This is a genomic window from Undibacterium sp. FW305-107 (genome assembly GCF_058788535.1).
Genome location: NZ_JBYTAV010000001.1, coordinates 597,926 through 622,592, shown reverse-complemented (window position 1 = coordinate 622,592; position 24,667 = coordinate 597,926). Strand labels below are relative to the sequence as shown.

Here is a 24,667-nt window from a genome sequence, read left to right as displayed (position 1 = left end):
CTGAGTTATAAGCAAACCAAGAACAAGTCGTTAACAGACAGAACAAACAGCACAAACAGCACAAAAACAAAAAACAGTACATTAAAACCTGTTTTCAGGACTCATACCGCCTTGATGGATAAATCATATATCGGGTTGTCATCCAGATATCCCAGGCTTTTTGCTCTGGGTGTAGCTCTGATTGTGTTTCTGGGTTTATGGGCCATTGACAATAATGAACGTGAACTGGCCATCCAGAAGCAAAAAGTCGACATCATAGAAAAGCTGGTGGTCTTGCGTACCAAGCTTGGTACGGGCATGACTTCAAATATTTCTGCCGCCCGCGTACTGGCCGTCACGTTCGCTACCAAGCCTGATTTGTCTGAACAGGAATTCAAGGTGTTGGCGGCTGAAGTGGCCAGTGCCAATCCCAGTATCCGTAATCTGGTTCTCGTCAAAGGCACGGTGGCCAGCTATGTCTATCCTTATAAAGGGAATGAAAAAATCCTCGGTGTCGATTATCGCCAGTTACCCAAGCAATGGCCAGTCTATCAGCGCATGATAGAAGAACACACCATACAAATTGCCGGGCCATTGACGCTGGTGCAGGGCGGTGTCGGCCTGGTAGTGCGCATCCCCGTCTACCAGCATGAAAACCGCGATGAATTTCTTGGTTCGATCGCGATGGTCGTCAATTATGACCAGTTGCTGGAACAGGCTGGCGTCGCCCAGATGCAAAATGAAATCAATCTGTCCATACGTGGTCGTGATGCCAAAGGCAGCAAGGGAGAAGTGTTTCTCGGTGACGGCAGTTTGTTCACTGGTGATGCGGTCAGGCAGAGCATCATGCTGCCTGGCGGTAGCTGGGAGCTGGCCGCCTTGCCGCACGGTGGCTGGCAAGGCACGACCAGGTTATCGAGATTCATCGAAGTTTTTGGCCTCATTGTTTGCCTCATGGCCTGGATGCTCAGCTATCAATCCACCATCAAACGCAGGCAACGTGAACTGAATGCAGAAGAGCTGCGTGAAAGTGAGGCCTTGCTGCGTCTGCGCAATGAAGCCCTGAGCGCTACTTCACAAGGTGTGATGATCGCCGGCAGCGACGGCCATATCAATTATGTCAATGAGGCAGCTTGCCATTTGAGTGGATATGCAGAAGATGCCTTGCATGAAAAAAAACTCGGTGATTTATTTGCTCCCGCTGTTGCCAGCATGTTGGCCCAGGATAATGAAGAGCAAAAACCACTGACACTGGAATACAGCAGACTGAGTGACAATGGTCAGTTACTGTGGCTGGAGTTATTGCTCACCCCCGTCTACGACCAGCAAGCCAGATTACAGCAATACGTCGCCCTGTTGCGTGACATTACCGACAAAAAACTGGCCGACAAAGAGCTGGAAATTGCCGCCATGGCATTTGAAACTGAAGAAGGCATATTAATCACTGATGCCAACCTCATCATCTTGCGCGTCAATAAGGCATTTACCCGCATCACCGGTTATGAAGCCAGCGAGGCGATAGGTCAGGGCACACGCTTGCTGCAATCTGGTCGTCACGACGAGTCTTTCTATAGCCAGATGTGGGACGAGATACGCCGTAATCATCGCTGGCAAGGTGAGCTGTGGAATCGCCGCAAGAATGGTGAAATTTATTCCGAACGGCTGGTAGTGTCTGCCGTGCTGGATGAGGATGGCAAGGTCAGTAATTATGTCGGCTCTTTCAATGACATTACCGAGCACAAGGTCTCTGAAGAAAAAATTCATCAGCTGGCTTTTTTTGATCCACTCACCAGTTTGCCGAATCGCCGTCTTTTGCTGGACAGATTGGCGCGTGCCTTGTCACTGAGCCGCAGGCATCTGCGTTACGGTGCGATTTTGATGATAGACCTGGATAACTTCAAAACCCTGAATGATACCCAGGGCCATAATATGGGTGACTTGCTGCTGACCCAGATCGGCAAGCGCATCCATGCCTGTGTGCGCGCTGATGATACAGTCTCGCGCACCGGTGGTGATGAGTTCGTGGTCTTGCTCGAAGGCCTGCATGAAGAGCAGCAATATGCCGCCAGTCTGGCTGAAAACGTCGCTGAAAAAATCCGCCTGACACTCAGCCAGACCATTAATCTTGGTCATATCGATTATGAAAGTTCAGGCAGCATAGGTATCACCATGTTTGGTGCCGAGGCTGTTGGTATCGATGAATTATTGCGGCGCGCAGATATGGCCATGTACCAGGCCAAGGCGCTGGGTAAAAACAGTGTGCGCTTCTTTGATCCCAGCATGCAGGCAGCACTGGAGTTCCGCACTGCGATGGAAACTGATTTGCGCCATGCCCTCATGCATGATCAGTTTGTCCTGCATTATCAATTGCAAGTCAGCGCCCTTGGTGACCCCATAGGTGCAGAAGTTTTATTGCGCTGGCATCACCCCAACCGCGGACTGGTGTCTCCACTGGATTTCATCCCCCTGGCAGAAGAAACGGGTCTCATCTTGCCGATAGGGCTATGGGTGCTGGAAACTGCCTGCAAGCAAATCGCCATCTGGGCCGATGACCCGGTTAAATCCGGCATGCAACTGGCAGTAAATGTCAGCGCCCGCCAGTTCCGTCATCCTGGTTTTGTAGATGATGTGAAACGCATTTTGCATGACACGGGTACCAACCCGGTCTTGCTGAAACTGGAGCTGACTGAAAGTGTCGTGCTTGAAGACGTCGCCATCGTCATAGAAAAAATGCATGCCATCAAAAAACTTGGCGTGGGATTTTCCATGGATGATTTTGGTACCGGTTATTCATCACTTTCTTACTTGCAACGCTTGCCGCTGACACAGCTCAAGATAGACCGCAGTTTTGTGCACAACCTGCCAGATGATGTGAACAATGCGAACATCGTCCGCACCATCATCAGCCTGGGTGCCAGCCTGGATTTGAATGTGATTGCCGAAGGCGTGGAAACCGAACAGCAGCGCGAATTTTTATTGCAGGCCGGTTGCCAGGCCTATCAGGGTTACCTGTTCTGTAAGCCTATTCCCATAGACGAATTTGACCGTTTCATCAGCAACCGTCACACGCTACAAAAAGCCGACAGCCCAAAAGTTGAAATTCAGGTAAGCTAGAGTCGCGACTATCGTATCCCAAAGCGATGGCGAGTAGTTTACAAGTGGTATTAAAATAAAAGGGGAGACAAATGCGATTGAACAAAACAGTAATGCGCCTGGCAGGTCTGGCGCTGGCCGTATGTATGAGTGCGCAGGCCAGTGCCACCGAAGTTGCCGGAGTTAAATTTGATGAAAGCGTACAGGTAGGCGGCACAGAATTGAAGTTGAACGGTGCTGGCATACGCTATAAGGCCATTTTCAAAGTCTATGCAGCGGGACTGTATCTGAAAGAGAAAAAGACCACAGTACCAGAAGTACTGGCATCACAAGGTCCACGTCGCGTGACTATCGTCATGTTGCGCGACCTCAGCAATGAAGAATTCGGACGTGGTTTCATGACCGGCATTCAACAAAATACCGACAAGGCAGAAAAGTCCAAAATGACTTCACAATTCATCCGTTTCGGTGAATTGTTTGCCTCCGTGCCTGAACTCAAAAAAGGCGATGTCATGACCAATGACTGGATACCCGGTGTCGGCACAGTGGTAGCACTGAATGGCAAGAAAATGGGAGATCCTTATCCGGATCTCGGTTTCTACAATGCCTTGCTGCGTATCTGGCTGGGAGAATCCCCGGTAGACCGCAGCCTGAAAAAAGCCATGCTGGCTGAGGAAGATACACGCGGTCGCTAAACCCGAAAGTTTCTGAGACCGCTGTTTCAAAAACAGGCGCATTACGATGCGCCTGTTTTTTTGACGGATGTTTACTAAAGCGACTCATCCCACTAGAACATATCACGGTATACGCAATTTTATCTGCTGGATATTATTGGTAGGCTGATCATCATCATCCAACTCTATATACTCACCGCTCAAGGTATTGCCTGTTTGCCTGAGGTTTATCGCGATACGTTTGCTACCGGGTAAGCTTATCAGCTTAAATTGACCATTGTCTATCCACGCACCCATGAAGAAATATGATTGGTGTAGATCACCGTAAATATCCACATTGCCTGAGTAGTGGATAAGGCCAGATTTATTGGTTTCCTGCGCTAGTATTTTGACTGATTCCTTACCCATGCTGCCGTACAGGATTTGGCCCCTCCAGTCCGTGTCTATGGCATCGCCTTCATTGAGTAATATGGTGCGGCCATAGGCTGTCATCCATGGGCGCAAGCTTGTATAGCTAAAAGTAAAATCAGTAGTAGCTACTTTATCCAGATATCTCTCGTCAGAACTGGTGCACCAGTGGTTAGTGAACTCTACTCTGCCATCGAAAAAACGACTCGTTAGCGCGTACTGCTTAAAGAATTCCATGGGAGACAGTTTTGCTTTAATACTTACCAGACAGTCTTTATTTACACGTAGGCTGTCTTGCAAGTATTTTAGCTTGCGGTCGCCACGATACTGTCCACTTTTCAACTTGCGGATTTCATTTTGTAGCAAATCAATTTCCTTGCGATAGCGTTTGCGCAATTCTGTGAGAACTACTCGCGCCATCATCTTGCTGGCTTCCGGCTGCAAGACTTCATGCAAGTCAATTTTATGACCATTTCGCAAATCAAAATTAAAGTAGTCGTCATACTGAAAGCAGATGGGCCGGCAAAAAAACGATGCGACCTTTATTACTAGCCTGTGTTCGTTCTGATAGACCAGTTCATGTGAAAGATTCCGGATAAAAGCAATTTGATCTCCTTTATCAGTCAAGTTTGAGGCATAGCTGTCTGGCGCGTAATAACCCAGTGTATGAATGTAAAGCTGATCATTGATGGGCTGGGCAACATCTGCATTACTCATCTTGACATATGGCATCCTGAGTTCGACTTGTCTGATCTTCCCAGCCTCCTCAAAGGTCTTGTTCATCGTGCTGCTCAAGATGCTGAAGTCGGCCGCTAATACATTGCCAGTACATACGGCAATCAGGCCACATGCCTGCAACAACAGATTAGTCATTTTTTCTATCATTCCCTGCCTTGCCGTCGGTTACTCAGTCGGTAGTCGTTCGTCAATTTTTGTTGCCATTATATCATGTATAATGGCTATGGCTTGTATCAAGATTTTTGCAGAAACTGAGGGTGCTCATTAGCACTGGGAAGTGACCTGTTCAACAATGTCTTGCTATGCGAAAAGATACCCGCAACTGCCGATCTTCAGCTTTTATATTGCCCACAACTGCAACAAATGCTTGTTTTTTTGCAGAGATGTGTGGAATTGGGTATTTTCATGACGCATATCAAGTTTCCAAAAGAAGCTATTTCGCAGTCGCTATATATAAGTGTATATTACGCTTCTTGTTCGACACTTATTCTTCCGGATACCTTATGCAAATCAAGACCCTGGGCAAGTTAATTGCCAGTATTGCTTTCTGCACAATTTCTGTCACCAGCCTTGCCGCAGAAGTGACAGTCTCTGCCGCTGCCAGCCTGACCAATGCCTTCAAGGAAATTGCGCAAAATTACCAGACGCAATATCCTGAAGCCAAGGTGTCCCTGAACTTTGGTGCGTCTGGTGCGCTGCTGCAGCAAATTGCCAAAGGTGCGCCAGTCGATGTATTTGCATCTGCCGATCAGGAGAGCATGGATGAAGCACAGAAGCAGGGTCTGGTCATCGCTGCCGACCGCCGTGATTTCGTTAAAAATATCCTGGTGTTGATCGCGCCCATAGACAGCACTTTGCCCATCAAACGCCTGGAAGATTTGAACCTGGCTGGCGTCAAGCGCATTGCTATCGGTAACCCTGCCAGCGTACCGGTCGGGCGTTATACCCAGCATGCACTGACGGCAGCAAAGCTGTGGCCTGCACTGGAAGCCAAGGCCATCTATACCCAGAACGTGCGCCAGTCGCTGGACTATGTTGCCCGTGGCGAAGTGGAGAGCGGTTTTGTGTATGCTACCGATGCTGCCATCATGAAAGACAAGGTCAAAGTCGTCATGGATGTGCCGCTGGATATACCTGTCACTTATCCTGTCGCCAAGATCAAGGCCAGTACCAATGGGGAAGAAGCCAAACGCTTTATCGCCTTTTTGTTCTTGCCGCAAAGCCAGGCTATCCTGACTAAATACGGTTTCCAGAAACCGTAAAAATTTAAGGTTATAGATGAATCCAGCATGGACAGCCCTGCTATTGTCACTGAAAGTCGCGGGCTGGGCCACGCTGCTGAATCTGATTTTTGGCATAGGGGTAGGCTATTTGCTGGCACGCAAGCGTTTTCCTGGTCGTGACCTGCTCGATACCTTGTTGACTCTGCCCATGGTCATGCCACCCACGGTGCTTGGTTATTACCTGCTGGTCCTGCTGGGGCGGCGTAGCGCAATCGGCGCTTGGCTGCAAGATCACTTTGGCTTCAGTTTTATTTTTACCTGGCAGGGTGCAGTCATTGCGGCAGCCATCGTCGCCTTCCCGCTGGTATTCAAACCGGCAAGGGCGGCTTTTGAAGCGGTAGATGGGCAACTGGAGCAGGCAGCCAAGGTCTTGGGTGTTAGTGAAATGGCGATCTTTTTCCGCGTGACTTTGCCGCTGGCATGGCGCGGCATACTGGCCGGTGTTTTGCTTGCCTTTGCGCGCGCCCTAGGTGAGTTTGGTGCCACTTTGATGGTGGCTGGCAGCATACCCGGCAAGACCCAGACCTTGTCGATTGCCGTTTATGAAGCAGTGCAAGCGGGGCAGGACGATGTCGCCAATACCCTGGTCTTGCTGACTTCGGCGGTCTGTATAGCGGTGCTGCTACTGGCGGGCAAGCTTGCACCGGGTCGCATCGCCAACCGCATGTGACGCCTTTGAATATGAGTAGATACCATGCAATTTGACCTGCACATACACAAGAGCCTGCAATCAGGCCAGCGTCGTTTTGAACTTGATGTCGTGGTTCGCAGCGATAGCCAGCGCCTCGTCATACTCGGGCCGTCCGGTGCAGGCAAGAGCCTGGTGCTCAAAGCCATTGCCGGTTTGATGACACCCGATACCGGTTATATCCATGTCGCTGGCAGCACCCTGTTCGACCATGCAGCCCACATCAACCTGCCGCCACAGCGCCGCCAACTGGCTTACCTGTTCCAGGACTACGCCTTGTTCCCGCATCTGAACGTGGCGCAGAATATTGCTTTTGGTCTCAGTCATGGCTGGCGCAATCCATCTGCCAGAGTGCAGGATGAAAAGGTCGATTACTGGCTGGATGCTTTGCAGATAAAAGCGCTGGCCAGGCAAATGCCGCATGAATTATCGGGCGGGCAAAAACAAAGAACTGCCCTGGCCCGCGCCTTGATCGCTGAACCACGCGCACTCTTGCTCGACGAACCCTTTGCTGCCCTCGACCAGCCTTTGCGCATCAGCATGCGCAAAGAGCTGGACAGCCTGCAAAGACAACTGAATATCCCCATGATACTCATCACCCATGATGCAGAAGATGTCCAGGTGTTTGGTGAACATGTGCTGAACTTGCAGGATGGCAGATTCGTCGAAAAGGACTGCAACAGATGAATGCAAAGAATAAAGAAATTACCCTGCAAGGCTCAGTCTGGATGACCGTCAATGGAGAAAATCTCGGGGGACAAAGCCGTATCACACTGCTAGCTCAGCTTGCCGAAAGCGGTTCCATCACCCAGGCCGCCAAGGCTGTCAAGATGAGCTATAAAGCCGCCTGGGATGCCATCGACACCATGAACAATCTCGCAGGTGAACCTCTGGTGGAACGTCTCACAGGTGGCAAGGGTGGTGGTGGTACACGTCTGACGAAGCGTGGTGAACAACTGGTCAATAATTTCAAGATCATAGAACAGGAACACCGTGACTTCATCGCCCAGCTAGACAGACAGGCAGTGGGCATTGCCGACGATTTTTTATTGATCAGGAAAATGAATATGAAAACCAGCGCACGCAACCAGTTCCTCGGCAAGGTCAGTCAGGTCAAACCCGGTGCCATCAATGATGAAATAGAACTCGAAATAGCCGGCGGACAAAAGATAGTCGCCATCATCACCCATGAAAGCACGCTGGAGCTAGGTTTGCAAATAGGTGCTGAAGCCTTTGCATTGATCAAGGCTTCTTCCATCATCCTCATGGAAGAAGACCCTAAAGCCAGGCTCTCAGCCCGCAACCAGCTTACAGGCAATATCAGCCGCATCTTGCCTGGTGCAGTCAATACCGAAGTAGTGGTCGAATTGCCAGGCGGCGCAACTCTGGCCGCTATCATCACCAACGAAAGCGCAACCAGCATGGGCCTGTTTGTAGGTGGTACGGTGACAGGTTTGTTCAAGGCATCCAGTGTGATACTGGGCGTGGTGGGTTGAGGGGGAGGTCTGGTGCCTCATTTCAACGAATAGAATAGGACTTTATGGTCCGTATAATTTTCCCTGAATACGCATTGACCAAAATAGATTTCATGTTTTTGGTGTAGCCATCGTCCGATAATATCTTGGTATATTCCCAGGCGAGGGTATCAAGTTTTTCATAGTACATGAGCCTGGCAGTCATGTCCTTTTCGAGCAAGCCTTTCTTGATGATGGCACCATCTTCATCTTGTTCGTGTATGAAAGCCAGGTTTTTTTCGAGAAAACCTTTTCTGGCTATGACGCTCGTTAACTCTTTGAAAGAATGAAACACTTGCTTGTTTGTTGAATTCGCATAAGCAGGCAGGTTAATCTCCTTGAGCACACTCGCGTCAGACTTGAGCCAGATTTCAGCGGGAAAAATGGTTTTAGGTGTACCAGGTAATTCAAAATCGAACTGCAATATATAGGCTGGAACTTTTCCTTGCTCGTTTTTGGAACTTCCGTCTGGCAACTGAACACCAGCAAATTTCAAATGAGCATATTGTGTTTCACCCATGCGGTTTTTAAGATGTTCGGTAAGTCGCGCTACGACGGGTTGCGGGATATCTGCCAGTGATTTTGCCTGCTTCGTCTGGTAGCCACCGAACCCAATCAGGTCGTGACCAGACGACTCTGGAACAATTTCAGCAAACACAGTGTGAGAAAGTTGAGTCAAAAAAGCGAGAAAAAGTAAACACCTTATATACGTATTTATCATCGTTAAGAATTTACATCTTTAATGTGGTGGATGGTTGGCGTAGCTGATAATCGCTGTGGACTTACAATAATATTATTCCAATGTGAATTTCAGGTCCCGATTATCCTTCGCCACATTCCCCGCAAAATCCGCCGCATGGATACGCAAGACATAATTGCCAGGTGCTAACTTGCTGACATCCCAGCTGCCTTTTTTAGCAATCCCGTCTTTGACCGAATTGCTGGCCATGTACAAAAAGCGGGTTTTCTTCGCGCCGTGTACCGTGATGCCGCTTTCTTCTGCATACAATAATTTCACCATTTCACGGTCGGGTGGCAGGGCGTTGAATTCCATCGTCATGCGCGGGTTTTCATAGCCGGGCACGGAGCTGCCGTCGGTGTAAAGGAGTTGATAACCGAGTTGGTAAAGACCCAGACGGCGGCGTTTGGCATTGCCGTCCACCTGATCAAAAGCATCAACGACGATGCCGTAATCTTTGGCCTGGCTGGATAAAAGCAAGCGGCCTTTTTGCTTTTCTTTGACTTCCTTACCACTGCCGTCAACGATCGTGATCTCTTCTATTTGTGGTGCGACGGTATCGAACAGGCCGGGGAAGTTCAGTTGCAGTGGGTTGATTTTGAGACCCGCATGATTATGTTCCAGATGCACATGGAACATGCGGTTGATACTGCCCAGTGCCTCGCCAGTCTTGAAGCGGGTGCCGCGTCTGACACGTACTGCATAGGGTTTGCCTTCTGCGTTAGTCTGTAGCTGGAATTTATCCTCATCAATTAGCGCATCTTTGGCGGTGCGCCCCACTTTCATGTGGATATAAGCCATGCTGTCGAGCTTGATGCCTTCGCTGAGCCCAGCATAACCCCAGCTACTGCTGGTGCCTCGCACTTTCTCATCGGCGATGGCATATACGGTCGTACCCATATTCGCCTGTACATCAAGACCGCCATGGAAATGGTCGCGGCTTTCGCCATCATAATTGCCGCGCACTTCGCCCATGGTACCTACCACTTCATGTGGCGATTTTTGTGGCTTGATGGGCCAGGGGTAGGATTTGATTTGATCGTCGAGACGGGTATTCTTGATTTCTTGCTTGGGTGCTGGTGCCGCAGGTTTTTCCTCTGTCGCGGCATCAACTGTACCGTGCGCACGTATCCTCACCAACTGCAGGCGTGCTGAATCGCTGACGAACAAGGTACCCTTGTCATTCAGGGCTATGCCTGTGGGTTGGAGAAAGCGTGGCGTCGTTTCATCCCCGGGTTCAAAATTGATACCCACACCTGTTACGCCGCGCATTTCACCTGTGGGCGAAATCTGTATGATGCGGCCCTTGCCACCTTCGCCTATGTATAAATGATCGTCGTAGGTGGCGACTATGCTCAAAGGGCGGCGCATCAGTGGCTTGTCCTCATCCTCCTGGGCGCGCGCTATGGTTGTTACCTGCCCATCTTTGCCCAACCTGCGAATGGCGTCGTTCTTGCTGTCGGCGATCAGTATGTCACCCTTGCTATTCAAGGCAAGGCCTGTTGGCGTATCAAACAGGGCATCAGCTGCCGGACCATCCAGATAACCAGAACCATTGCCACCAGCTAGAGTGCTGACCTGGCCATCCGGGCTGATCTTGCGTATGCGGTCATTGTAGGTATCTGCTACATAAATATTCCCAGCCGCATCAACTGCTATACCTACCGGGCCATTGAATTGTGCTTCAGCACCCAGGCCATCGTGGAAACCGGGTTTGCCATTGCCTGCTAATGTCGTCACCATGCCTTCAGGGCTGATACTGCGTATGGCGTGATTGCCTGTATCAGCCACCAGCAAATTACCCTTGCCATCCAGCGCAATGCCAGACGGTGTATTGAAAGCCGCCTGATCAGCCTTGCCGTCGGCAAAGCCTTCAACAGAGCCAGCATAGGGCGCAACTGCACCATCAGCGCTGATCTTCATGATCAGGTTATGTTCACCGGCATCGCTGACAAAAATATTGCCTTGCTTGTCTGCTGCGACCGCGTAGGGATCTGAAAAATAACTGGCATCGATATCTGGCACGCCAGCGTACACATCCAGTTCCGCTTGCCATTCAAATGAGGTTGCTAATGGCTTTTTGATGACACCTACTTTAGCCAGCAAATTTTCTGGCGCAATATCGCTATTATCCTTGCCCAGATAACGTGCCAGTCCCAGGACAATGGCAATCAATGCGATAACAAACAGCAGTCGTATGAAGATGGTTCTGAGCATGGGAAAAATAATTGGATTGCGGTGCAAGTCGTGCAGCTTAGCCCAAATACAGCGCGCTTGCCATCATGGACATTGCGGCCTTGCGCAGAAAATTCATAAATGGATTAGCATCTGGTTTCTGTGCTGAAAGGCCGCTATCAGATTAACCCAGGAAGGAAACACCATGTCCAGCTCTGTCATCAGCAATTTCCCCATCAACAAAAAATGGCCAGCGCAACATCCTGAACGCCTGCAATTGTATTCATTGCCGACGCCGAATGGCGTAAAGGTTTCCATCATGCTGGAAGAAACCGGCCTGCCATATGAACCGCATCTGGTCAATTTTGAGACCAATGATCAGATGTCGCCAGAATTCTTGTCGCTGAACCCGAATAATAAAATCCCTGCCATCATCGACCCGCAGGGCCCAGGCGACAAACCACTAGCCCTGTTTGAATCCGGTGCCATCCTGCTGTATCTGGCTGACAAAACCGGACTGTGCATCCCCACGGATGCAGTAGAGCGCTATGAATGCATACAATGGCTGATGTTCCAGATGGGAGGCATAGGCCCCATGTTTGGTCAACTTGGTTTCTTCAATAAGTTCGCTGGTAAAGCCTATGAAGACAAACGTCCGCGTGACCGTTATGTGGCGGAGTCCAAACGCTTGCTGGCTGTAGTCAACCAGCGTCTGGCTGACCGCAAATGGATCATGGGTGATACCTATACCATTGCCGATATCGCCATTTTCCCATGGATACGCAATCTCATCGGTTTTTATGAAGCGGGTGATCTGGTGGGCATCAATGATTATCCACATGTACAGCGCGCCCTGGCTGAGTTTGTCGGACGCCCGGCAGTGCAGAGGGGATTGCTGATACCAGGGCGTTGATACTTATAAGCTTCATTTGTTGCTTGCCTTGTTACTTGATTAGGCCTATAAAATATTTTTAGCGCTTTGTCGATTTGCCCGTATCCCGAACGTCATTGTCATGACGGTGCATCCTGCCCGTTATATGTTGAAGAGGAGAAAGTCATGCAATACATGTTATTGATAGCCGCAAATGAAGCCGAAGAGCAACAAATCCCGGATGCCGAAATGGTGCAGATGATTGCTGCCTATGGTGCCTATACCGAAGCCCTGATACAGGCGGGTGCCCTGGTATCCGGTGAGCGTTTGCGCGAATCGACCAAGGCAACCACGGTACGCGTGCGTGAAGGCAAGACCACGGTGCTTGATGGTCCTTATGCCGAGGCCAAAGAGCAACTGGGTGGTTTTTACATCATCGATGTGGCAGACCTGGATGCGGCCTTGCACTGGGCGGCGCGTTGCCCAGGTGCCGCCTATGGTTCAATTGAAGTCAGACCAATCTGGCCTACAGAAAAAATGCCTGGCGACGAATGTTCGGCAGCAAGCTAGCGAGTATTGTTACTGTAGCCGGGGCAATCAAGGCAGCAGAGGCCGCCGCTCGTAACAGCTATGGGCGGCTGGTCGCTATCCTGTCGGCTCGTTCGCATGATGTGGCCTGGGCAGAAGATGCTCTGTCCATTGCTTTTGAAAGCGCCTTGCAACACTGGCCGCAGACTGGCATACCGGCAAAACCCGAAGCCTGGTTATTGACCGTGGCCAGACGCGCCATGATAGATGGTGTACGCCAGCGGCAAACCCAGGCAGCAGCCTTGCCTGATTTGCTCTTGCTTAGCGATGAGTTGATGGATGAAGTGGACAGCGCCGCCATCCCTGATCAGCGTCTGGCGTTGATGTTTGCCTGCGCCCATCCGGCCATAGACGCCAGCATGCGTGCGCCGCTGATTTTGCAAACTATCCTTGGCCTGGATGCGGCGGCAATTGCCTCGGCTTTTCTGGTTTCACCTGCGACCATGGCACAAAGACTGGTAAGGGCGAAAGCCAAGATACGTGATTCCGGCATACCTCTGTTGATACCAGACCAGAGCGTCATCGGCGAAAGACTGGATGCCATCACCGATGCCATCTATGCTATTTATACCGCCGGCTGGGCTGATACTATAGGCACAGAAGGGCAAAGGCCAAATCTCGCAGATGAAGCGATATGGCTGGCCGATTTATTGGCAGCCCTGAAACCTGACGAGGCCGAGTCCCTGGGTTTGCTGGCACTCATGCTGTACACGGAATCGCGACGGCCAGCGCGCCGTGATGCTGGTGGGGATTATGTGCCGCTGGCCCAACAAGACACCAGCTTATGGGATGGCAAACTCATTCATGCCGCTGAAAAAATCCTGAGACGCGCCAGTGCTTTGCAACAAGTCGGACGTTATCAGTTGGAAGCCGCCATACAATCTGCCCATGCGGCAAGGCGCACCATCGGCAAGACTGACTGGCAGGCGATAGTACAACTCTATGCGCAGTTAATGCGCATCACAGATTCACCCGTGGTCGCCATCAACCACGCCATTGCCTTGGCAGAGACAGCCGGTCCACAAGCTGCTTTGCAGATATTGCCGACAGTGCAGGCTCAACCTCGTTTGCAAAACTACCAGGCATACTGGGCGGCACGTGCGTATTTGCTGAAGAGTGCAGGTGAATGGGCGCAAGCGCGCCAGGCTTATGATGTTGCAATAGGGCTGGAAGCGGATGAGGCAGTGCGGCGCTTCCTGCAAAAACAACGTGCCAGTCTGGATTAGTGATTCTTGCGTAACAAGGCTTCCAGCCTGTTCGCCAGGTCCGTATGTTTTTTATGCAGGTAATGGTAAAGCGGGATGGTGCTGATAGGTGGCGTCAGCATATGCACTGTGCCTTCCAGTCCCATTTCCTTGACCAGTTGCAAACCGGTTTGCTCATCAATGACGATCAGTTCTACCCGCTTGTTCAACATTTGCCGGAAGGCTGCCTTGATATTGTGTTCGGCATGGCCGCTAGTAAAGCCCAGGGTATGTTGTTCTATGACCTTGGTGCCGGTTTCATATGAAAACGTGTGTTCACGCAGGCTGTCCCAGCCTTTATCTAAATATTTATTTTTATCCAAGGCAAATGCCACAGTATTGGTAGTCGCCAGCGGCACCATGATTTGCAAGAGGTTGGGATATTCCACACTCAAGCCCGCCTTGCGCATGAGTTCGCCATCCAGGCGACCGCTATTCGATTCCTGCAAGGCGCGGTTGCCGGGCAGATTGACGAACTCTACTTGTACACCCAGTTTTTTATAATTCTCGGTCAGATACGTGGCGGCAGCTTTTTCCATAGGGCCACCCTGGCCAAAAGTGGCAATACGTATGTTTTCTTGCTGAGCCAGGGCATGCCCGGATGCGCACAGGTAAAAAATGCTGAATGCGCAAAGCCATATCGTCTTTGTCTTGCCATACTTGCCCAAGATCATGCCCGAACTCCATATCCATAGCTGGATGTTTATTTTCATTAAGTATTGCTTATACAGACTTGCTTCGCAATATGATAATTTTGTTCATGTCAGATTAGCCATGTCAGGATATATTATGCAGCCAAACGCCAATACGGTTAGAATCTCGCCTGTCTAAAATAAATGGGCGAGAGCATGAACGCAACAAGCAACACTGGATTGACTCCACAGCAATTATTTGAAAACAACCGCAATTGGGCTGCTGCCATCACAGCAAAAGATGCTGATTTTTTCAAGAAGCTGGCAGCACAGCAAAGCCCCGAATACTTATGGATAGGCTGCTCCGACAGCCGCGTTCCAGCGAATGAATTGCTGGGCCTCTTGCCTGGTGAATTATTCGTCCACCGCAATATCGCCAATGTCGTCGTTCACTCTGACTTGAATTGCCTGTCTGTATTGCAATTCGCGATTGACGTACTGGGTGTCAAGCACATCATCATTTGTGGCCATTATGGTTGCTCGGGTGTACATGCCGCATTGACCAAACGCCGTGTTGGTCTGGCCGACAACTGGCTGCGCCATGTGCAGGATGTACATCAAAAGCATGAAAAATACCTGGGCGAGGCACTGTCTTTGCAACAACAAAGCGAACGCCTGTGCGAATTGAATGTCATCGAACAAGTCGTCAACCTCTGTCAGACCACGATCGTGCAAGACGCCTGGGACCGTGGCCAGCAATTAACCGTGCATGGTTGGGTATATGGCTTGCGCGATGGTTTGCTTAGTGAATTGGGCATGACCGTCAGCTCTGCCGATGAACTGGCTCCGCATCTGGAAGCCAGCCTGGCACGTTACGATTGATGTGACAGTGAAGCTATAACAAGTGCTATAGCAAGTGCATTACTTCATGCACTTGCTTGCGTGGTTTTTGCGGCCAATTGCCTGGTGCAGCATAACCTACCGTAATCAGCATGACCGGGATTTCCGTCTCATGCAGTTCAAACTCACGTGACACTGCCTCCGCATCAAAGCCACTCAGGGCGCAAGACGCCAGGCCCATGCCTTGTGCAGCCAGCATAAGCGTCATCGCTGCCAGTGAAGCTGATCGCAAGGCCTCATCCCTTTGCAGCACCGCATTATTGGTATGGCTTTGCTCTGCCATACCTACCCAGGTGCTGAGCATCGTATCGTCGATGATCCCGGCAGCAACAGCCGGGCGCAAGGCCGGTTCCAGTTGCGTGTGCGCATTCAGCGTGCCGCAGATAATGAAAGTCACCGCAGCATCGCTGACCTTTTGCTGATTAAACGCTGCCGCCTGCAAGCGCTGTTTGGCTTCATCGCTGACAACCGCCAAAAATTTCCAGTTCTGGAAGTTATAGGCAGAGGGTGCCAGCGTTGCCAGGCGCACCAGTTCGCTGATCTCGGCATGGCTGAGCTTGCGGCTGGCTTCATAATGATTGGCAGAGACACGGGACTCGATAATTTCTTGTATGGATGCGTGCATTTTGTTTTCCTTGATGAAGTGAGAGAGATAAAAATTTCAGGCCTGGCTACGCATGCTTTTTTGCACGACGATGACGCTGGCCAGAACGATCAATAAACCCGCCAGTGACATCCCGCGCATGCTTTGATCCAGCACGACCCAGCCCAGGATGACGGCAGTGATAGGGCTTAATAAACCCAGTGAAGACACAGCAACTGGTGACAAACGCGCTATGCCGCGGAACCACAGGCTATAGGCCAGCAAGGCACCAACGATGGACAGGTAGGCATAGCCCAGTATCTGTGTCAGATTCAGTGCAGGCAGCGGCGCATCCACCAGCAGGCTCAAGGGTAGCAAGATCAAACCACCCAGCAGGAGCTGCCAGCCGGTGAAAGCCAATACCGGCAAACTGCTTTGCCAGCGTCGCGACAAATACGTGCCACCCGCCATACAAATTGCCCCAGCCGCAGCGGCAGCCAGGCCCACCGCATCCATCTCCGCAGTTGCTGATAGCAGCAAAGCCGCCATGCCCAGCACTGCAAAGATGCTGGCCGTGATTGCCACTGCCGCTGGCCTGCGCCTGTCCATTAACCAGACCATTGCCATAATCAGCAACGGCTGTATTGAGCCAATCACGGCAGCCATGCCACCAGGCAAACGGTATGCAGCAATGAACAGCAGGGCCTGGAAGAAACCTATGTTCAGCGCAGCCAGTACCAGCAAGCGTCCCCATTCACGCGACAAGGGCAGGCGCTTGCAAAACAGCACCAGCAAAATCCCGCTGGGCAGGCAGCGCAGCAGGGCGGCAGTAAACGGACGGTCCGGCGGCAAGAATTGCGTAGTGACAATATAAGTTGACCCCCAGATGGCAGGTGCCAGGGCAGTCAGTAAAGTATCCAGCCAAAAGCCAAGGCGGGCGAGGTTGGGAGTGGTATTTGCGGTTTTCATGATAATGTCTTGAGTTCAAGATAAATCATGGTAGCACAAAGTATCTTGATATCAAGATAAAATCCCCATGCAGCGTATGGTCTTTCAGCAGGAAGCAAGAGGCCGTAGCGGCCAAATGCCTGAAGCATCAGGGGTAGCGCATATAATGGAAACTTATAAAGAATAAATAATCAGGGAGTAAGCAAGATGGGGGAAAAGACGATGGATGCAGTCGACAAGATACTGGAACAGTGGCGCAATGCCAGGCCAGACCTTGATTGCAGCCCCATGGAAAACATAGGCCGTCTGCGCCGTTGCAGTGACCTGTTGGGGCGTGAACTGGAATCCACCTTCAGCAACTTCGGCATGAGCGCCTGGGAATTCGACATGCTGGCAACACTGCGACGCTCCAGCGCCACTTTTTGCATGAGCCCGACCGACCTGTTCTCGAAACTCATGGTCACCTCCGGCACCATGACCCACAGACTGCAAAAGCTCGAAGCCAGCGGCTGGATACTACGCCTGCAAAACCCCGACGACGCCCGCAGCATGTTGGTGCAATTGACAGATACCGGTAAAGATTTGGTAGACCGTGCAGTGGTTGCTCATGTGGAAAATGAAAAACGCATCATGTCTGGTCTAGGGACGGGGGATTTGAAGCGATTGAATGAAGGGCTGAGGGCGATGTTGGCGGTGTTGGAAAGATCCGAATAATAGTGCTTGGCTATTCCAATCATATTATAAGATCAAATTTATTGGCAGCCATCCAGCGATTGAAATGTTAATGATGCTCTATTCATAGAAATAATTTTAAAAGCATTTCTGTAAATTGTTAGCACTCCTTAGTCAGTACTGCTAATTTTTCTTGAAATTTCAAAAATACCGCCTATAGTTATTTTATACAGTTAATGTACCGTATATAGTGGTTTTATGAATTCAATTTTAGGATTGTAATTGGTAACAATCTATGGAGATTTTTTATGAAAAATTCAAAGATGACTGGTAGTAAGACAGCATCACTGGCTGGGAAAACGCTCGCAAGCTCTTCTGCATCGCAAATTCAGAAAAGCTTAGCAGGTAGTGCTCTTGCTCAGTCCGGCACTTCAAAGACAACAAGCAAGGTTTTAGAAATTAAAGCGTCTCAAGCTCTAAAGAGCGAAAAAACTAATGCGGTTACAAAAACACTTGCGGGCTCTGTTGTTGCACAATCAAATAAATAGTTCAAGCATTAAACAAAGTAGCTAAGTGAACTACGAGGATTAATATGGCCCATAATCCAGAAGATTCGGCAGGTGCGCAGTTGGCACTCGTTGTAGCAGTGAAGCTTCTACTATCTGCGCACCGAGCCAGTCCTGCCGCAGCTAAAGTGTTAGAAAGTGAGTTAGAAGAAATGCGTGCAAATCTTCTTGCATCAAGTGCCAGTGATCAGAAGGTACATGCATTCGACGAAACTGCGGAAGCGCTTCTTGCCGTGCTTAAATTTTAAATTAAGCTAAAAGTTATAATTTGCAGTGCGCAGTTATGCATCAGTCTATAAAATGCAAATGAACGCATTTAAAGATCAAAGCCACTACCTGACTGTCAATAAATCTTGATACCTTTATTTAGAGTCTACTTAATAATTCAACTGAGAAAATTCTACTTTTAATACCGATTAAATTCAGGAATTTTTGTCGCTGTATATTTATATATCATTGAATGTCGTGCTGACCCACAGTTGGGTCACATTTATTCAATCCATACAGTCATAGATTACCCCAGAAAATAGCTGGTCAAACTTCGGGTCGTACGGCGCATGTTGCCGCATTCGTCCTTTTGGCGTTGATATCCAGCCTTCATCAGCTAGCCCTTCAAACACTTTCATACTTGACGTACTAATTCCACCAATTAGTCTTAGCTGCTTATTCCACTCTAAGGCCCAGAACCATCCCTCATCACTCAAGCGTAATATCGCCTTAAAGTACCCATTGGCCGAGATGATATTTGCCAGACATTCCCAGCCTTTGACTCGATTAGCAATCTCTAGCGTCTGAGGATTACCCCAATCGCTGTGAGGGTATACGTCATACCAGATGAATTGGTCTTGGGGAAGTAAGCGAATTTTTTGCAGATCTCTATGGTCCTCTGTGCTTACTAGCGTAAACAGACCTTGTACATGACTGAATGCAACTTCGCCAGTCAAGTTCATATCTAACTGTGGCGGTGCGATCATCCCGAATTTGATTGACATCGGGCCGAATGAACTGCTGATGGATAGATTTTCATATGCATCCTGTACCAGAACACCTTTTTTCCTTGGGTGATAAGCTCCTCTCCCTTTGCGGAGAGCTATTTCATTTATGTGAACGTTCTCTAGTCGGTCTGGTGAATTGAATAAAGTGATGCTGGAGACGTGCCCCTCGGCTTTTGCCTTACGAGCATTGCATTGGCGGCATGCGCGGAAGATGAGATTGAATGGATGACTTGCCATGGTCCCAGTTGGGACAAAATTGTTGGCAATAAGGTGCTCTTTGTCTGAATGAGAAGCATTTGGCCCGCGTAGCGAAACGCCGCAGTAGATGCAGCATGCATTGGAACGCTCCGCTGTTTTGGAATACCAAATGATTGTATCTCCAATTTGTTTACCAAAATTTGCTGCTTGATGGGTCATCTTTCACTCCGTAATATGGTGATACAGTGTAATCACCTCAAGTCAGTATATTTGCCGTTTCGATAAATGGTCTAGGGGCGTCACCTTTTTGACCTATCTCCGAATATGTACCGAAGACGGATAGTTTTACTAAAAAATAATTGTACCTGTCCCGGTGTGATTTAACGAATGCAGCAAGTCGCACTCTCTCTCACTACCAATCAAAGTATCCCATTCTCCCGATAAGGCTCGTTCTTTTCAACGCGGTCATAAGACAAGCGCGACAAATCTATTGTCTCTTGATGTCCCTTGACTATCATCTCGGCAATTGCGCGGCCAGCGGCTGGGGCGTGCATCATGCCGTGGCCGGAGAATCCGGCGGAGACGTAGAAATTGTCAAAGTGTCCATTCCAGTTACCAATAATGGGATTGCCGTCCAGCTCGCATTGTTCGTACAGGCCTGACCATGTGCGGTGGCATTTTGTACCTTCAAATGCGGTAGGGAAGCGGTGTGCCAGTGCTGGCCAGACCACGCGCTCAAAATAGTCATGATCAACATCGAAATTGAAACCGCGTGGCTCATCAGAATTGACCAGGCCGCCTGAATAGCCTACACCTTCGGGGCGAAACGCCAGGCGATTGCTGTCTTTGACGTAGGGTAGTGCTTCTATCTTGTTTTGGCCTGTGAAGTAATGCTCAAAGCGGCGTAGCGGGCTGACAGGTAAATGCATGCCTATCATGTCGCAGATCTGGCTGGCCCATGGGCCAGCAGCGTTGACAAAGTAGTCGGCACTGACTACTCGCTTGCTGGCTAAAACGGCGCTGGTCACGGCATGCTTGCTGGAGTTCAGTCCTGCGACTTTGTCCTGTATGTAATCTACCCTCAGCGAACGCGCCTTCTTGCGCATACCTTGCAAGAAGCTGGACGGGTCACACCAGCCATCGCGCGGGGAATATGCCCCACCGTCAAGATCATCGACATTCATTGATGGAAAATGCTTGAGTAATCCCTGGCGATCGAGCAGATGAATTTCTGCACCAAGTGCGGTTTGTATTTTTTCATTTTCTTCAATGACGCGCAGATGCTCACCCTGGACGATGAACAGATAGCCTTGCTCCTTCCAGTCAATAGGCGCAAGCTCGCCATTGATGCCCATCTCTGTAGGAAATGCCTTGATGAAATCAATGCTGAAGTTCGACATCTGGATATTTTCCGGGCATGAGAACAAGCGCCTGGCACCACCAGATGCACGGACTGTCGATGCAAATTCATAGGTAGGATCTGGTTCTATGACAGCAATCTTCATGTCCGGGCTGGTCTTCTTCAGGAAGTAAGCCGTGCATGAACCGATGATGGCCCCGCCTATGATCACGGCGTCATAATGAGTTTTTTCTGTAGTGTCCATTGCCATCCCTGTCGGAGAAAATTTTGCCTGCCTGCAGCCCAAACCCAGGCGATGAAAAATTGTATCTTAAATTGGATCCAATAATGTATAATTTTTGTGTTGATAAAAAATACCAAAAATTGAGCGCTTATGAACAAGCCTACGTCAGACCAGATCAGCTCTTCACTGAAAAAGAATATTTATGATGGGGTGCTCTCAGCAGGCGTGCCTTTGAAGCAGGAAGAACTGGCTGAGCAATTTGGCGTCAGCCGCATCCCTATCCGTGAAGCACTCAAGAAGCTGGGGGCAGAAGGGTTGGTCAAGCATGAGCCCAATAAAGGTGCTGTGGTTACCACACATTCAATACCAGAGATTATCGAGATGCTGGATATACGCATAGGCCTGGAGACCAGGGCATTAAGATTAGCCATGCCCAGGCTGACGTCGGATCATCTCGACAGTTGCCAGGCCATACTTGAGCGATATGACCAGGCCAGCAAGCCCAGTGTCTGGTCTGCACTGAATCTTGAGTTTCATCTGACACTGTATAGCGCCGCTGGCAAACCGCGCCTGCTCAGGATGATAGAAGACCTGGTACTGGGGACGCAGCGCTACACCAGAATTTATATCTCCCATGTCGTGGGAAGAGAACAGCCGCAACGCGAGCATTATGCGCTTCTCGATGCATTGCGTGCCGGTGATGAAGGTAAAGCCATCAGACTACTGGAAGAGCACATTGCGCATACACAACAAGCGATTCTGGCTGCTCAGGATGATTGATTTGAATCCTTCTGCGATTTTTAAGCTAATGAACTTTGCACAGTTCATTCCTTCGCAATTGCCGTGACGTAAGGCGCAATGCAATGCGCCTTACAACGTAAAAATGTTCATACGCAAGTAGATTGTTTTGAATGCAGAAGTCCAGCATGCGTTCGCATCAAGCCACGCCGTAATACCCCAAAAACATCCCCGCCGTCAGTTCTATCAACACTTTTTGCTGCGGCTCTTCCAGCATCGGCTGCCCCATCGCCACCTGCGGCCAGAAGGCCAGGGACTTGAGCTGGCCTTGCAGCATGTCGCCCATGAAATAGGGGTCGCCAGCTTTTAACTTGCCGTCGGCCTGTGCTGCTCTGATCCAGGCGACGATGCCTTCTTCGCGCTTGCTCATGCGTTCGACCATGTCGCGGGCGCGGTCCGGGGTGTGGATGGTGGCGGCAACGGCGACGCGGACGAGGTCGATGAAGTTGGTGTCGCTCATCAGGCGCATCTTGTTGCCAAGGAAAGTTTCCAGCTGTTCGCGCAGGTTTTTATCGGCCTGATAGCGAAAATCATCCTGAGAAACTGCGCTTTGCCACAATTTTAACAATATTGCGGCGAACAAATCGTCTTTACTAGGGAAGTGGTTGTACACCGTTCGTTTGGAGACGATGGCCGTGGCGGCGATCTTGTCCATGCTGGTTGCATCGAAACCATTGAGGCGAAATTCATGAATGGCTGCCTGCAAGATGGCTTCGCGTTTGCGGTCGGTCTGGCGTACGGGTTCTGACATTTTGTAATTTTATTATCTGATGTGCTGGTTGAGCCTGTCTGGCTGCGATAAAAGAATTTTACACTAAGTAGTTTACTTTTTCAGGTTTAGAAACTACACTGTGTAGTGTAATATTTCAGTGCAGTATTTCAGCGCAGTAATCAGCTTCGTAAGCATTTTATTAATTATGCCCCGACTTTCGCGGTTTGTATTCAGTCTCTTCATGACAGGAGTGTTGATCACCATGGCCTATGTTTCATACCCCAGCAATGCCCAGAATTTGCCTGCAGTTATATCTACTGTCGTGCCAGCAGTTGTCCCTGCAACCCAGGCTGACATGCAGGCGCCTGCTTCAGCGGGTGGATTTGTCAATGACAAAGAAATGCGCGAGCCTGGATTTTTGGGAAACCTGAAAATCATGTGGAAGTTTTTCTTCGATAAACCAAAAGACACGGTGCCTGGCGGCAGCATCCCCGTGTTTGACCTGACTCAAGAGCAGTTGCTGGCCGCACCGGATAACACACTCTATCGTCTTGGTCATTCAACCATGCTGATGAAATTGCAGGGTGAATTCTGGCTGACTGACCCGGTGTTTTCTGAGCGTGCCTCACCATTCCAATGGATGGGACCAAAACGTTTTCACCAGCCACCGATCAGCATTGCTGACCTGCCACCTATCAAGGGCATCATCCTGTCGCATGATCATTATGATCACCTTGATTACGCCGCTATCCTGCAACTGGCGAAAAAAACTGAGCATATCCTGACACCGACAGGTGTGGGTGATCGCCTCATCAAATGGGGTATAGCTGCAGACAAAATCCAGCAATTGGGTTGGTGGCAAAGCACCTGGATCAACGGCACGCAGTTTGTTGCCACACCCGCTCAGCATTTCTCTGGCCGTGGCTTGCATGATCGTGACCAGACCTTGTGGGCATCGTGGAGCATTCTCACGCCTGAGCTGAAAATATTTTTCAGCGGCGATACCGGCTACTTCAAAGGCTTTAAAGAGATAGGTGACAAATACGGTCCTTTTGACCTGACGATGATAGAAACCGGTGCCTATAACAAGATGTGGCCTGATGTGCATATGCAGCCAGAGCAATCGCTGCAGGCCCATATCGATTTGCGTGGCAAAACCATGCTGCCTATCCATAACGGCACCTTTGATTTATCTTTGCATAGCTGGTTCGAGCCGTTTGAACGCATCGTTGCACTGGCCAAACAGCATGATGTCAGGATCAGTACGCCGCAGATGGGTGAAGAGGTTGACATCGCCGAACCGCAAACCGGCAAGCGCTGGTGGCTGTTCCCCATGGCGCAGGCCAGCAAACCTGTGTCTTTACAGTCTGTGCTTGCAGACTGAGCTGGTCGCATGAATGTGGCTTGAATGCGGCATGGCCAGGTTGTTGACTAGCGTTTCTGTAGTTGAGAACCTGGCCTTACTTTACTATCGGTAAAGCCGCACCTACCAATACAAACAGCGTTCCGCAAGCGCGGTTAAAGCGTTTCTCGCCACGTTCCAGCCAGGGGCGTATCTGGTGGGCCAGCCTGGCCAGCAGGCATTCGACCACAAATTCCATGCCTGCAAATGTCGCCGTCATGATCAGAAATTGCGGTAACAGCGGCTGTTGCATGTCAATAAACTGGGGCAGGAAAGCGCCATAAAACAAGAGTACTTTTGGGTTCGCAATGGCAGTCAGCAAGCCAGTGCGGAACAGGCTGAGCCCGGATGCTGCACTGGCGCTTCCCATGAGTGCCAGGCGCAGCGCAGGGGCGCGCCATAACTGTATGCCAAGCCAGACCAGGTAAAGCCCGCCGCCTATCTTCAATACAAGCAAGGCATGTGAAGAAGCCTGCAGCAAGGCACCCAGGCCAAACATGGACAAGGCAATCAAACAGGTAAAACCCACCACGCCACCTGTGATGGTCCACACCGCTTTTCTTGCGCCATACATCGCGCCATGTGTCATCGCGAGCAAGCCATTCGGCCCCGGTGTAATCGATAAGCCCAATACTGCAATCGCGTAAATAATCCAGGTATGCAAAGCCATGTGTTCTCCCGTTT

The 24,667-nt window shown here is 50.1% G+C and carries 25 protein-coding genes; 15 read left to right on the top strand and 10 right to left on the bottom strand.

Annotation, left to right across the window (positions count from 1 at the left end; all coding sequences use genetic code 11):
- Window positions 1-114 precede the first annotated feature (114 nt).
- Entirely contained in the window at window positions 115-3,093 is a 2,979-nt protein-coding gene (locus tag AC3WQT_RS02960) for an EAL domain-containing protein (protein WP_492702095.1), read from the top strand.
- Window positions 3,094-3,164: 71 nt separating this feature from the next.
- On the top strand, window positions 3,165-3,767 hold the full coding sequence (locus AC3WQT_RS02955) for a chalcone isomerase family protein (protein WP_492702093.1): 603 nt from the start codon (window positions 3,165-3,167) through the stop codon (window positions 3,765-3,767).
- 102 nt (window positions 3,768-3,869) lie between these two features.
- Here the strand turns inward: AC3WQT_RS02955 and AC3WQT_RS02950 are convergent, their stop codons facing one another.
- Entirely contained in the window at window positions 3,870-5,027 is a 1,158-nt protein-coding gene (locus AC3WQT_RS02950) for a hypothetical protein (RefSeq protein ID WP_492702091.1), read from the bottom strand.
- Window positions 5,028-5,395: 368 nt separating this feature from the next.
- Between AC3WQT_RS02950 and modA the strand changes: the two genes are divergently transcribed.
- The 4 genes from modA to AC3WQT_RS02930 are packed head-to-tail and all read left to right on the top strand — an operon-like array spanning window position 5,396 to window position 8,359.
- Window positions 5,396-6,154 (top strand): molybdate ABC transporter substrate-binding protein, encoded by a 759-nt coding sequence (gene modA / locus AC3WQT_RS02945; RefSeq protein WP_492702089.1) that lies wholly within the window; start codon window positions 5,396-5,398, stop codon window positions 6,152-6,154.
- Window positions 6,155-6,170: 16 nt separating this feature from the next.
- A complete protein-coding gene (gene modB, locus AC3WQT_RS02940; protein WP_492702087.1) occupies window positions 6,171-6,845 on the top strand; it encodes a molybdate ABC transporter permease subunit in 675 nt (224 codons plus the stop codon).
- A 24-nt stretch (window positions 6,846-6,869) separates the two neighbouring features.
- A complete protein-coding gene (locus tag AC3WQT_RS02935) occupies window positions 6,870-7,550 on the top strand; it encodes an ABC transporter ATP-binding protein (protein ID WP_492702085.1) in 681 nt (226 codons plus the stop codon).
- Window positions 7,547-8,359, top strand: coding sequence for a TOBE domain-containing protein (locus AC3WQT_RS02930; RefSeq protein WP_492702083.1), 813 nt, complete (start codon window positions 7,547-7,549; stop codon window positions 8,357-8,359). The genes AC3WQT_RS02935 and AC3WQT_RS02930 overlap by 4 nt, the downstream gene beginning before the upstream one ends.
- A 22-nt stretch (window positions 8,360-8,381) precedes the next feature.
- Here AC3WQT_RS02930 and AC3WQT_RS02925 read toward each other — a convergent pair whose 3' ends face one another.
- The gene (locus AC3WQT_RS02925) at window positions 8,382-9,035 is read right to left on the bottom strand and encodes a hypothetical protein (protein ID WP_492702081.1); all 654 of its coding nucleotides are present in this window, start codon (window positions 9,033-9,035) and stop codon (window positions 8,382-8,384) included.
- Between the two features lie 135 nt (window positions 9,036-9,170).
- Window positions 9,171-11,333 (bottom strand): gluconolaconase, encoded by a 2,163-nt coding sequence (locus AC3WQT_RS02920; RefSeq protein ID WP_492702079.1) that lies wholly within the window; start codon window positions 11,331-11,333, stop codon window positions 9,171-9,173.
- Window positions 11,334-11,496: 163 nt separating this feature from the next.
- Here AC3WQT_RS02920 and AC3WQT_RS02915 point away from each other — a divergent pair, with 163 nt between their 5' ends.
- From AC3WQT_RS02915 to AC3WQT_RS02905, 3 genes are all read left to right on the top strand, one after another.
- The gene (locus AC3WQT_RS02915) at window positions 11,497-12,204 is read left to right on the top strand and encodes a glutathione S-transferase N-terminal domain-containing protein (protein ID WP_492702077.1); all 708 of its coding nucleotides are present in this window, start codon (window positions 11,497-11,499) and stop codon (window positions 12,202-12,204) included.
- A gap of 144 nt (window positions 12,205-12,348) precedes the next feature.
- Window positions 12,349-12,732 carry a YciI family protein gene (locus tag AC3WQT_RS02910; protein WP_492702075.1) on the top strand — a complete coding sequence of 128 codons (384 nt, stop codon included), beginning with the start codon at window positions 12,349-12,351 and terminating at the stop codon, window positions 12,730-12,732.
- Entirely contained in the window at window positions 12,714-13,976 is a 1,263-nt protein-coding gene (locus AC3WQT_RS02905; protein WP_492702073.1) for an RNA polymerase sigma factor, read from the top strand. The genes AC3WQT_RS02910 and AC3WQT_RS02905 overlap by 19 nt, the downstream gene beginning before the upstream one ends.
- Here the strand turns inward: AC3WQT_RS02905 and AC3WQT_RS02900 are convergent.
- Window positions 13,973-14,707: a substrate-binding periplasmic protein gene (locus AC3WQT_RS02900; protein WP_492702071.1), complete on the bottom strand. Its 735-nt coding sequence runs from the start codon at window positions 14,705-14,707 to the stop codon at window positions 13,973-13,975. The two genes, AC3WQT_RS02905 and AC3WQT_RS02900, sit on opposite strands and share 4 nt — an antisense overlap.
- Window positions 14,708-14,842: 135 nt before the next feature.
- Here AC3WQT_RS02900 and can point away from each other — a divergent pair, with 135 nt between their 5' ends.
- Window positions 14,843-15,508, top strand: a complete 666-nt coding sequence (can, locus tag AC3WQT_RS02895) for a carbonate dehydratase (protein ID WP_492702069.1) — start codon at window positions 14,843-14,845, stop codon at window positions 15,506-15,508.
- Between the two features lie 25 nt (window positions 15,509-15,533).
- Here can and AC3WQT_RS02890 read toward each other — a convergent pair whose 3' ends face one another.
- Together AC3WQT_RS02890 and AC3WQT_RS02885 are read right to left on the bottom strand one after the other, a co-directional pair.
- Complete coding sequence (locus AC3WQT_RS02890) at window positions 15,534-16,151, bottom strand: nitroreductase family protein (RefSeq protein ID WP_492702067.1); 618 nt, start codon at window positions 16,149-16,151, stop codon at window positions 15,534-15,536.
- Window positions 16,152-16,187: 36 nt separating this feature from the next.
- The gene (locus AC3WQT_RS02885; RefSeq protein ID WP_492702065.1) at window positions 16,188-17,078 is read right to left on the bottom strand and encodes an EamA family transporter; all 891 of its coding nucleotides are present in this window, start codon (window positions 17,076-17,078) and stop codon (window positions 16,188-16,190) included.
- Between the two features lie 186 nt (window positions 17,079-17,264).
- Here AC3WQT_RS02885 and AC3WQT_RS02880 point away from each other — a divergent pair, with 186 nt between their 5' ends.
- From AC3WQT_RS02880 to AC3WQT_RS02870, 3 genes are all read left to right on the top strand, one after another.
- A complete protein-coding gene (locus tag AC3WQT_RS02880; RefSeq protein ID WP_492702063.1) occupies window positions 17,265-17,771 on the top strand; it encodes a MarR family winged helix-turn-helix transcriptional regulator in 507 nt (168 codons plus the stop codon).
- Window positions 17,772-18,037: 266 nt separating this feature from the next.
- Window positions 18,038-18,277, top strand: coding sequence for a hypothetical protein (locus AC3WQT_RS02875; protein WP_492702061.1), 240 nt, complete (start codon window positions 18,038-18,040; stop codon window positions 18,275-18,277).
- Window positions 18,278-18,321: 44 nt separating this feature from the next.
- Window positions 18,322-18,543: a hypothetical protein gene (locus tag AC3WQT_RS02870; protein WP_492702059.1), complete on the top strand. Its 222-nt coding sequence runs from the start codon at window positions 18,322-18,324 to the stop codon at window positions 18,541-18,543.
- 246 nt (window positions 18,544-18,789) lie between these two features.
- Here the strand turns inward: AC3WQT_RS02870 and AC3WQT_RS02865 are convergent, their stop codons facing one another.
- Both AC3WQT_RS02865 and AC3WQT_RS02860 read right to left on the bottom strand, forming a co-directional pair.
- A complete protein-coding gene (locus AC3WQT_RS02865) occupies window positions 18,790-19,707 on the bottom strand; it encodes a hypothetical protein (protein ID WP_492702057.1) in 918 nt (305 codons plus the stop codon).
- Window positions 19,708-19,907: 200 nt separating this feature from the next.
- Window positions 19,908-21,092, bottom strand: coding sequence for an NAD(P)/FAD-dependent oxidoreductase (locus AC3WQT_RS02860; protein WP_492702055.1), 1,185 nt, complete (start codon window positions 21,090-21,092; stop codon window positions 19,908-19,910).
- Between the two features lie 129 nt (window positions 21,093-21,221).
- On the opposite strand from AC3WQT_RS02860, the gene AC3WQT_RS02855 reads away from it, so the two are divergent.
- Window positions 21,222-21,851 (top strand): GntR family transcriptional regulator, encoded by a 630-nt coding sequence (locus AC3WQT_RS02855; protein ID WP_492702053.1) that lies wholly within the window; start codon window positions 21,222-21,224, stop codon window positions 21,849-21,851.
- 157 nt (window positions 21,852-22,008) lie between these two features.
- Here the strand turns inward: AC3WQT_RS02855 and AC3WQT_RS02850 are convergent, their stop codons facing one another.
- Entirely contained in the window at window positions 22,009-22,620 is a 612-nt protein-coding gene (locus tag AC3WQT_RS02850) for a TetR/AcrR family transcriptional regulator (protein WP_422972275.1), read from the bottom strand.
- Between the two features lie 223 nt (window positions 22,621-22,843).
- Between AC3WQT_RS02850 and AC3WQT_RS02845 the strand changes: the two genes are divergently transcribed.
- Window positions 22,844-23,965 (top strand): MBL fold metallo-hydrolase, encoded by a 1,122-nt coding sequence (locus AC3WQT_RS02845; protein WP_492702050.1) that lies wholly within the window; start codon window positions 22,844-22,846, stop codon window positions 23,963-23,965.
- Window positions 23,966-24,041: 76 nt separating this feature from the next.
- Here the strand turns inward: AC3WQT_RS02845 and AC3WQT_RS02840 are convergent, their stop codons facing one another.
- Window positions 24,042-24,653: a LysE family translocator gene (locus tag AC3WQT_RS02840; RefSeq protein ID WP_492702048.1), complete on the bottom strand. Its 612-nt coding sequence runs from the start codon at window positions 24,651-24,653 to the stop codon at window positions 24,042-24,044.
- Window positions 24,654-24,667: the final 14 nt, after the last annotated feature.

Excerpts from the sequence above, each read along its gene's own strand:
- AC3WQT_RS02930 (WP_492702083.1), top strand. The coding sequence starts at position 7,547 with ATGAATGCAAAGAATAAAGAAATTACCCTGCAAGGCTCAGTCTGGATG.
- AC3WQT_RS02910 (WP_492702075.1), top strand. The coding sequence starts at position 12,349 with ATGCAATACATGTTATTGATAGCCGCAAATGAAGCCGAAGAGCAACAA.
- can (WP_492702069.1), top strand. The coding sequence starts at position 14,843 with ATGAACGCAACAAGCAACACTGGATTGACTCCACAGCAATTATTTGAA.
- AC3WQT_RS02845 (WP_492702050.1), top strand. The coding sequence starts at position 22,844 with ATGGCCTATGTTTCATACCCCAGCAATGCCCAGAATTTGCCTGCAGTT.
- AC3WQT_RS02850 (WP_422972275.1), bottom strand. The coding sequence starts at position 22,620 with ATGTCAGAACCCGTACGCCAGACCGACCGCAAACGCGAAGCCATCTTG.
- AC3WQT_RS02855 (WP_492702053.1), top strand. The coding sequence starts at position 21,222 with ATGAACAAGCCTACGTCAGACCAGATCAGCTCTTCACTGAAAAAGAAT.
- AC3WQT_RS02955 (WP_492702093.1), top strand. The coding sequence starts at position 3,165 with ATGCGATTGAACAAAACAGTAATGCGCCTGGCAGGTCTGGCGCTGGCC.
- AC3WQT_RS02905 (WP_492702073.1), top strand. The coding sequence starts at position 12,714 with ATGTTCGGCAGCAAGCTAGCGAGTATTGTTACTGTAGCCGGGGCAATC.
- AC3WQT_RS02865 (WP_492702057.1), bottom strand. The coding sequence starts at position 19,707 with ATGACCCATCAAGCAGCAAATTTTGGTAAACAAATTGGAGATACAATC.
- AC3WQT_RS02920 (WP_492702079.1), bottom strand. The coding sequence starts at position 11,333 with ATGCTCAGAACCATCTTCATACGACTGCTGTTTGTTATCGCATTGATT.
- modA (WP_492702089.1), top strand. The coding sequence starts at position 5,396 with ATGCAAATCAAGACCCTGGGCAAGTTAATTGCCAGTATTGCTTTCTGC.
- AC3WQT_RS02960 (WP_492702095.1), top strand. The coding sequence starts at position 115 with ATGGATAAATCATATATCGGGTTGTCATCCAGATATCCCAGGCTTTTT.
- AC3WQT_RS02840 (WP_492702048.1), bottom strand. The coding sequence starts at position 24,653 with ATGGCTTTGCATACCTGGATTATTTACGCGATTGCAGTATTGGGCTTA.
- AC3WQT_RS02885 (WP_492702065.1), bottom strand. The coding sequence starts at position 17,078 with ATGAAAACCGCAAATACCACTCCCAACCTCGCCCGCCTTGGCTTTTGG.
- AC3WQT_RS02950 (WP_492702091.1), bottom strand. The coding sequence starts at position 5,027 with ATGACTAATCTGTTGTTGCAGGCATGTGGCCTGATTGCCGTATGTACT.
- AC3WQT_RS02890 (WP_492702067.1), bottom strand. The coding sequence starts at position 16,151 with ATGCACGCATCCATACAAGAAATTATCGAGTCCCGTGTCTCTGCCAAT.
- AC3WQT_RS02900 (WP_492702071.1), bottom strand. The coding sequence starts at position 14,707 with ATGAAAATAAACATCCAGCTATGGATATGGAGTTCGGGCATGATCTTG.
- AC3WQT_RS02875 (WP_492702061.1), top strand. The coding sequence starts at position 18,038 with ATGAAAAATTCAAAGATGACTGGTAGTAAGACAGCATCACTGGCTGGG.
- AC3WQT_RS02915 (WP_492702077.1), top strand. The coding sequence starts at position 11,497 with ATGTCCAGCTCTGTCATCAGCAATTTCCCCATCAACAAAAAATGGCCA.
- AC3WQT_RS02935 (WP_492702085.1), top strand. The coding sequence starts at position 6,870 with ATGCAATTTGACCTGCACATACACAAGAGCCTGCAATCAGGCCAGCGT.
- modB (WP_492702087.1), top strand. The coding sequence starts at position 6,171 with ATGAATCCAGCATGGACAGCCCTGCTATTGTCACTGAAAGTCGCGGGC.
- AC3WQT_RS02860 (WP_492702055.1), bottom strand. The coding sequence starts at position 21,092 with ATGGACACTACAGAAAAAACTCATTATGACGCCGTGATCATAGGCGGG.
- AC3WQT_RS02870 (WP_492702059.1), top strand. The coding sequence starts at position 18,322 with ATGGCCCATAATCCAGAAGATTCGGCAGGTGCGCAGTTGGCACTCGTT.
- AC3WQT_RS02880 (WP_492702063.1), top strand. The coding sequence starts at position 17,265 with ATGGGGGAAAAGACGATGGATGCAGTCGACAAGATACTGGAACAGTGG.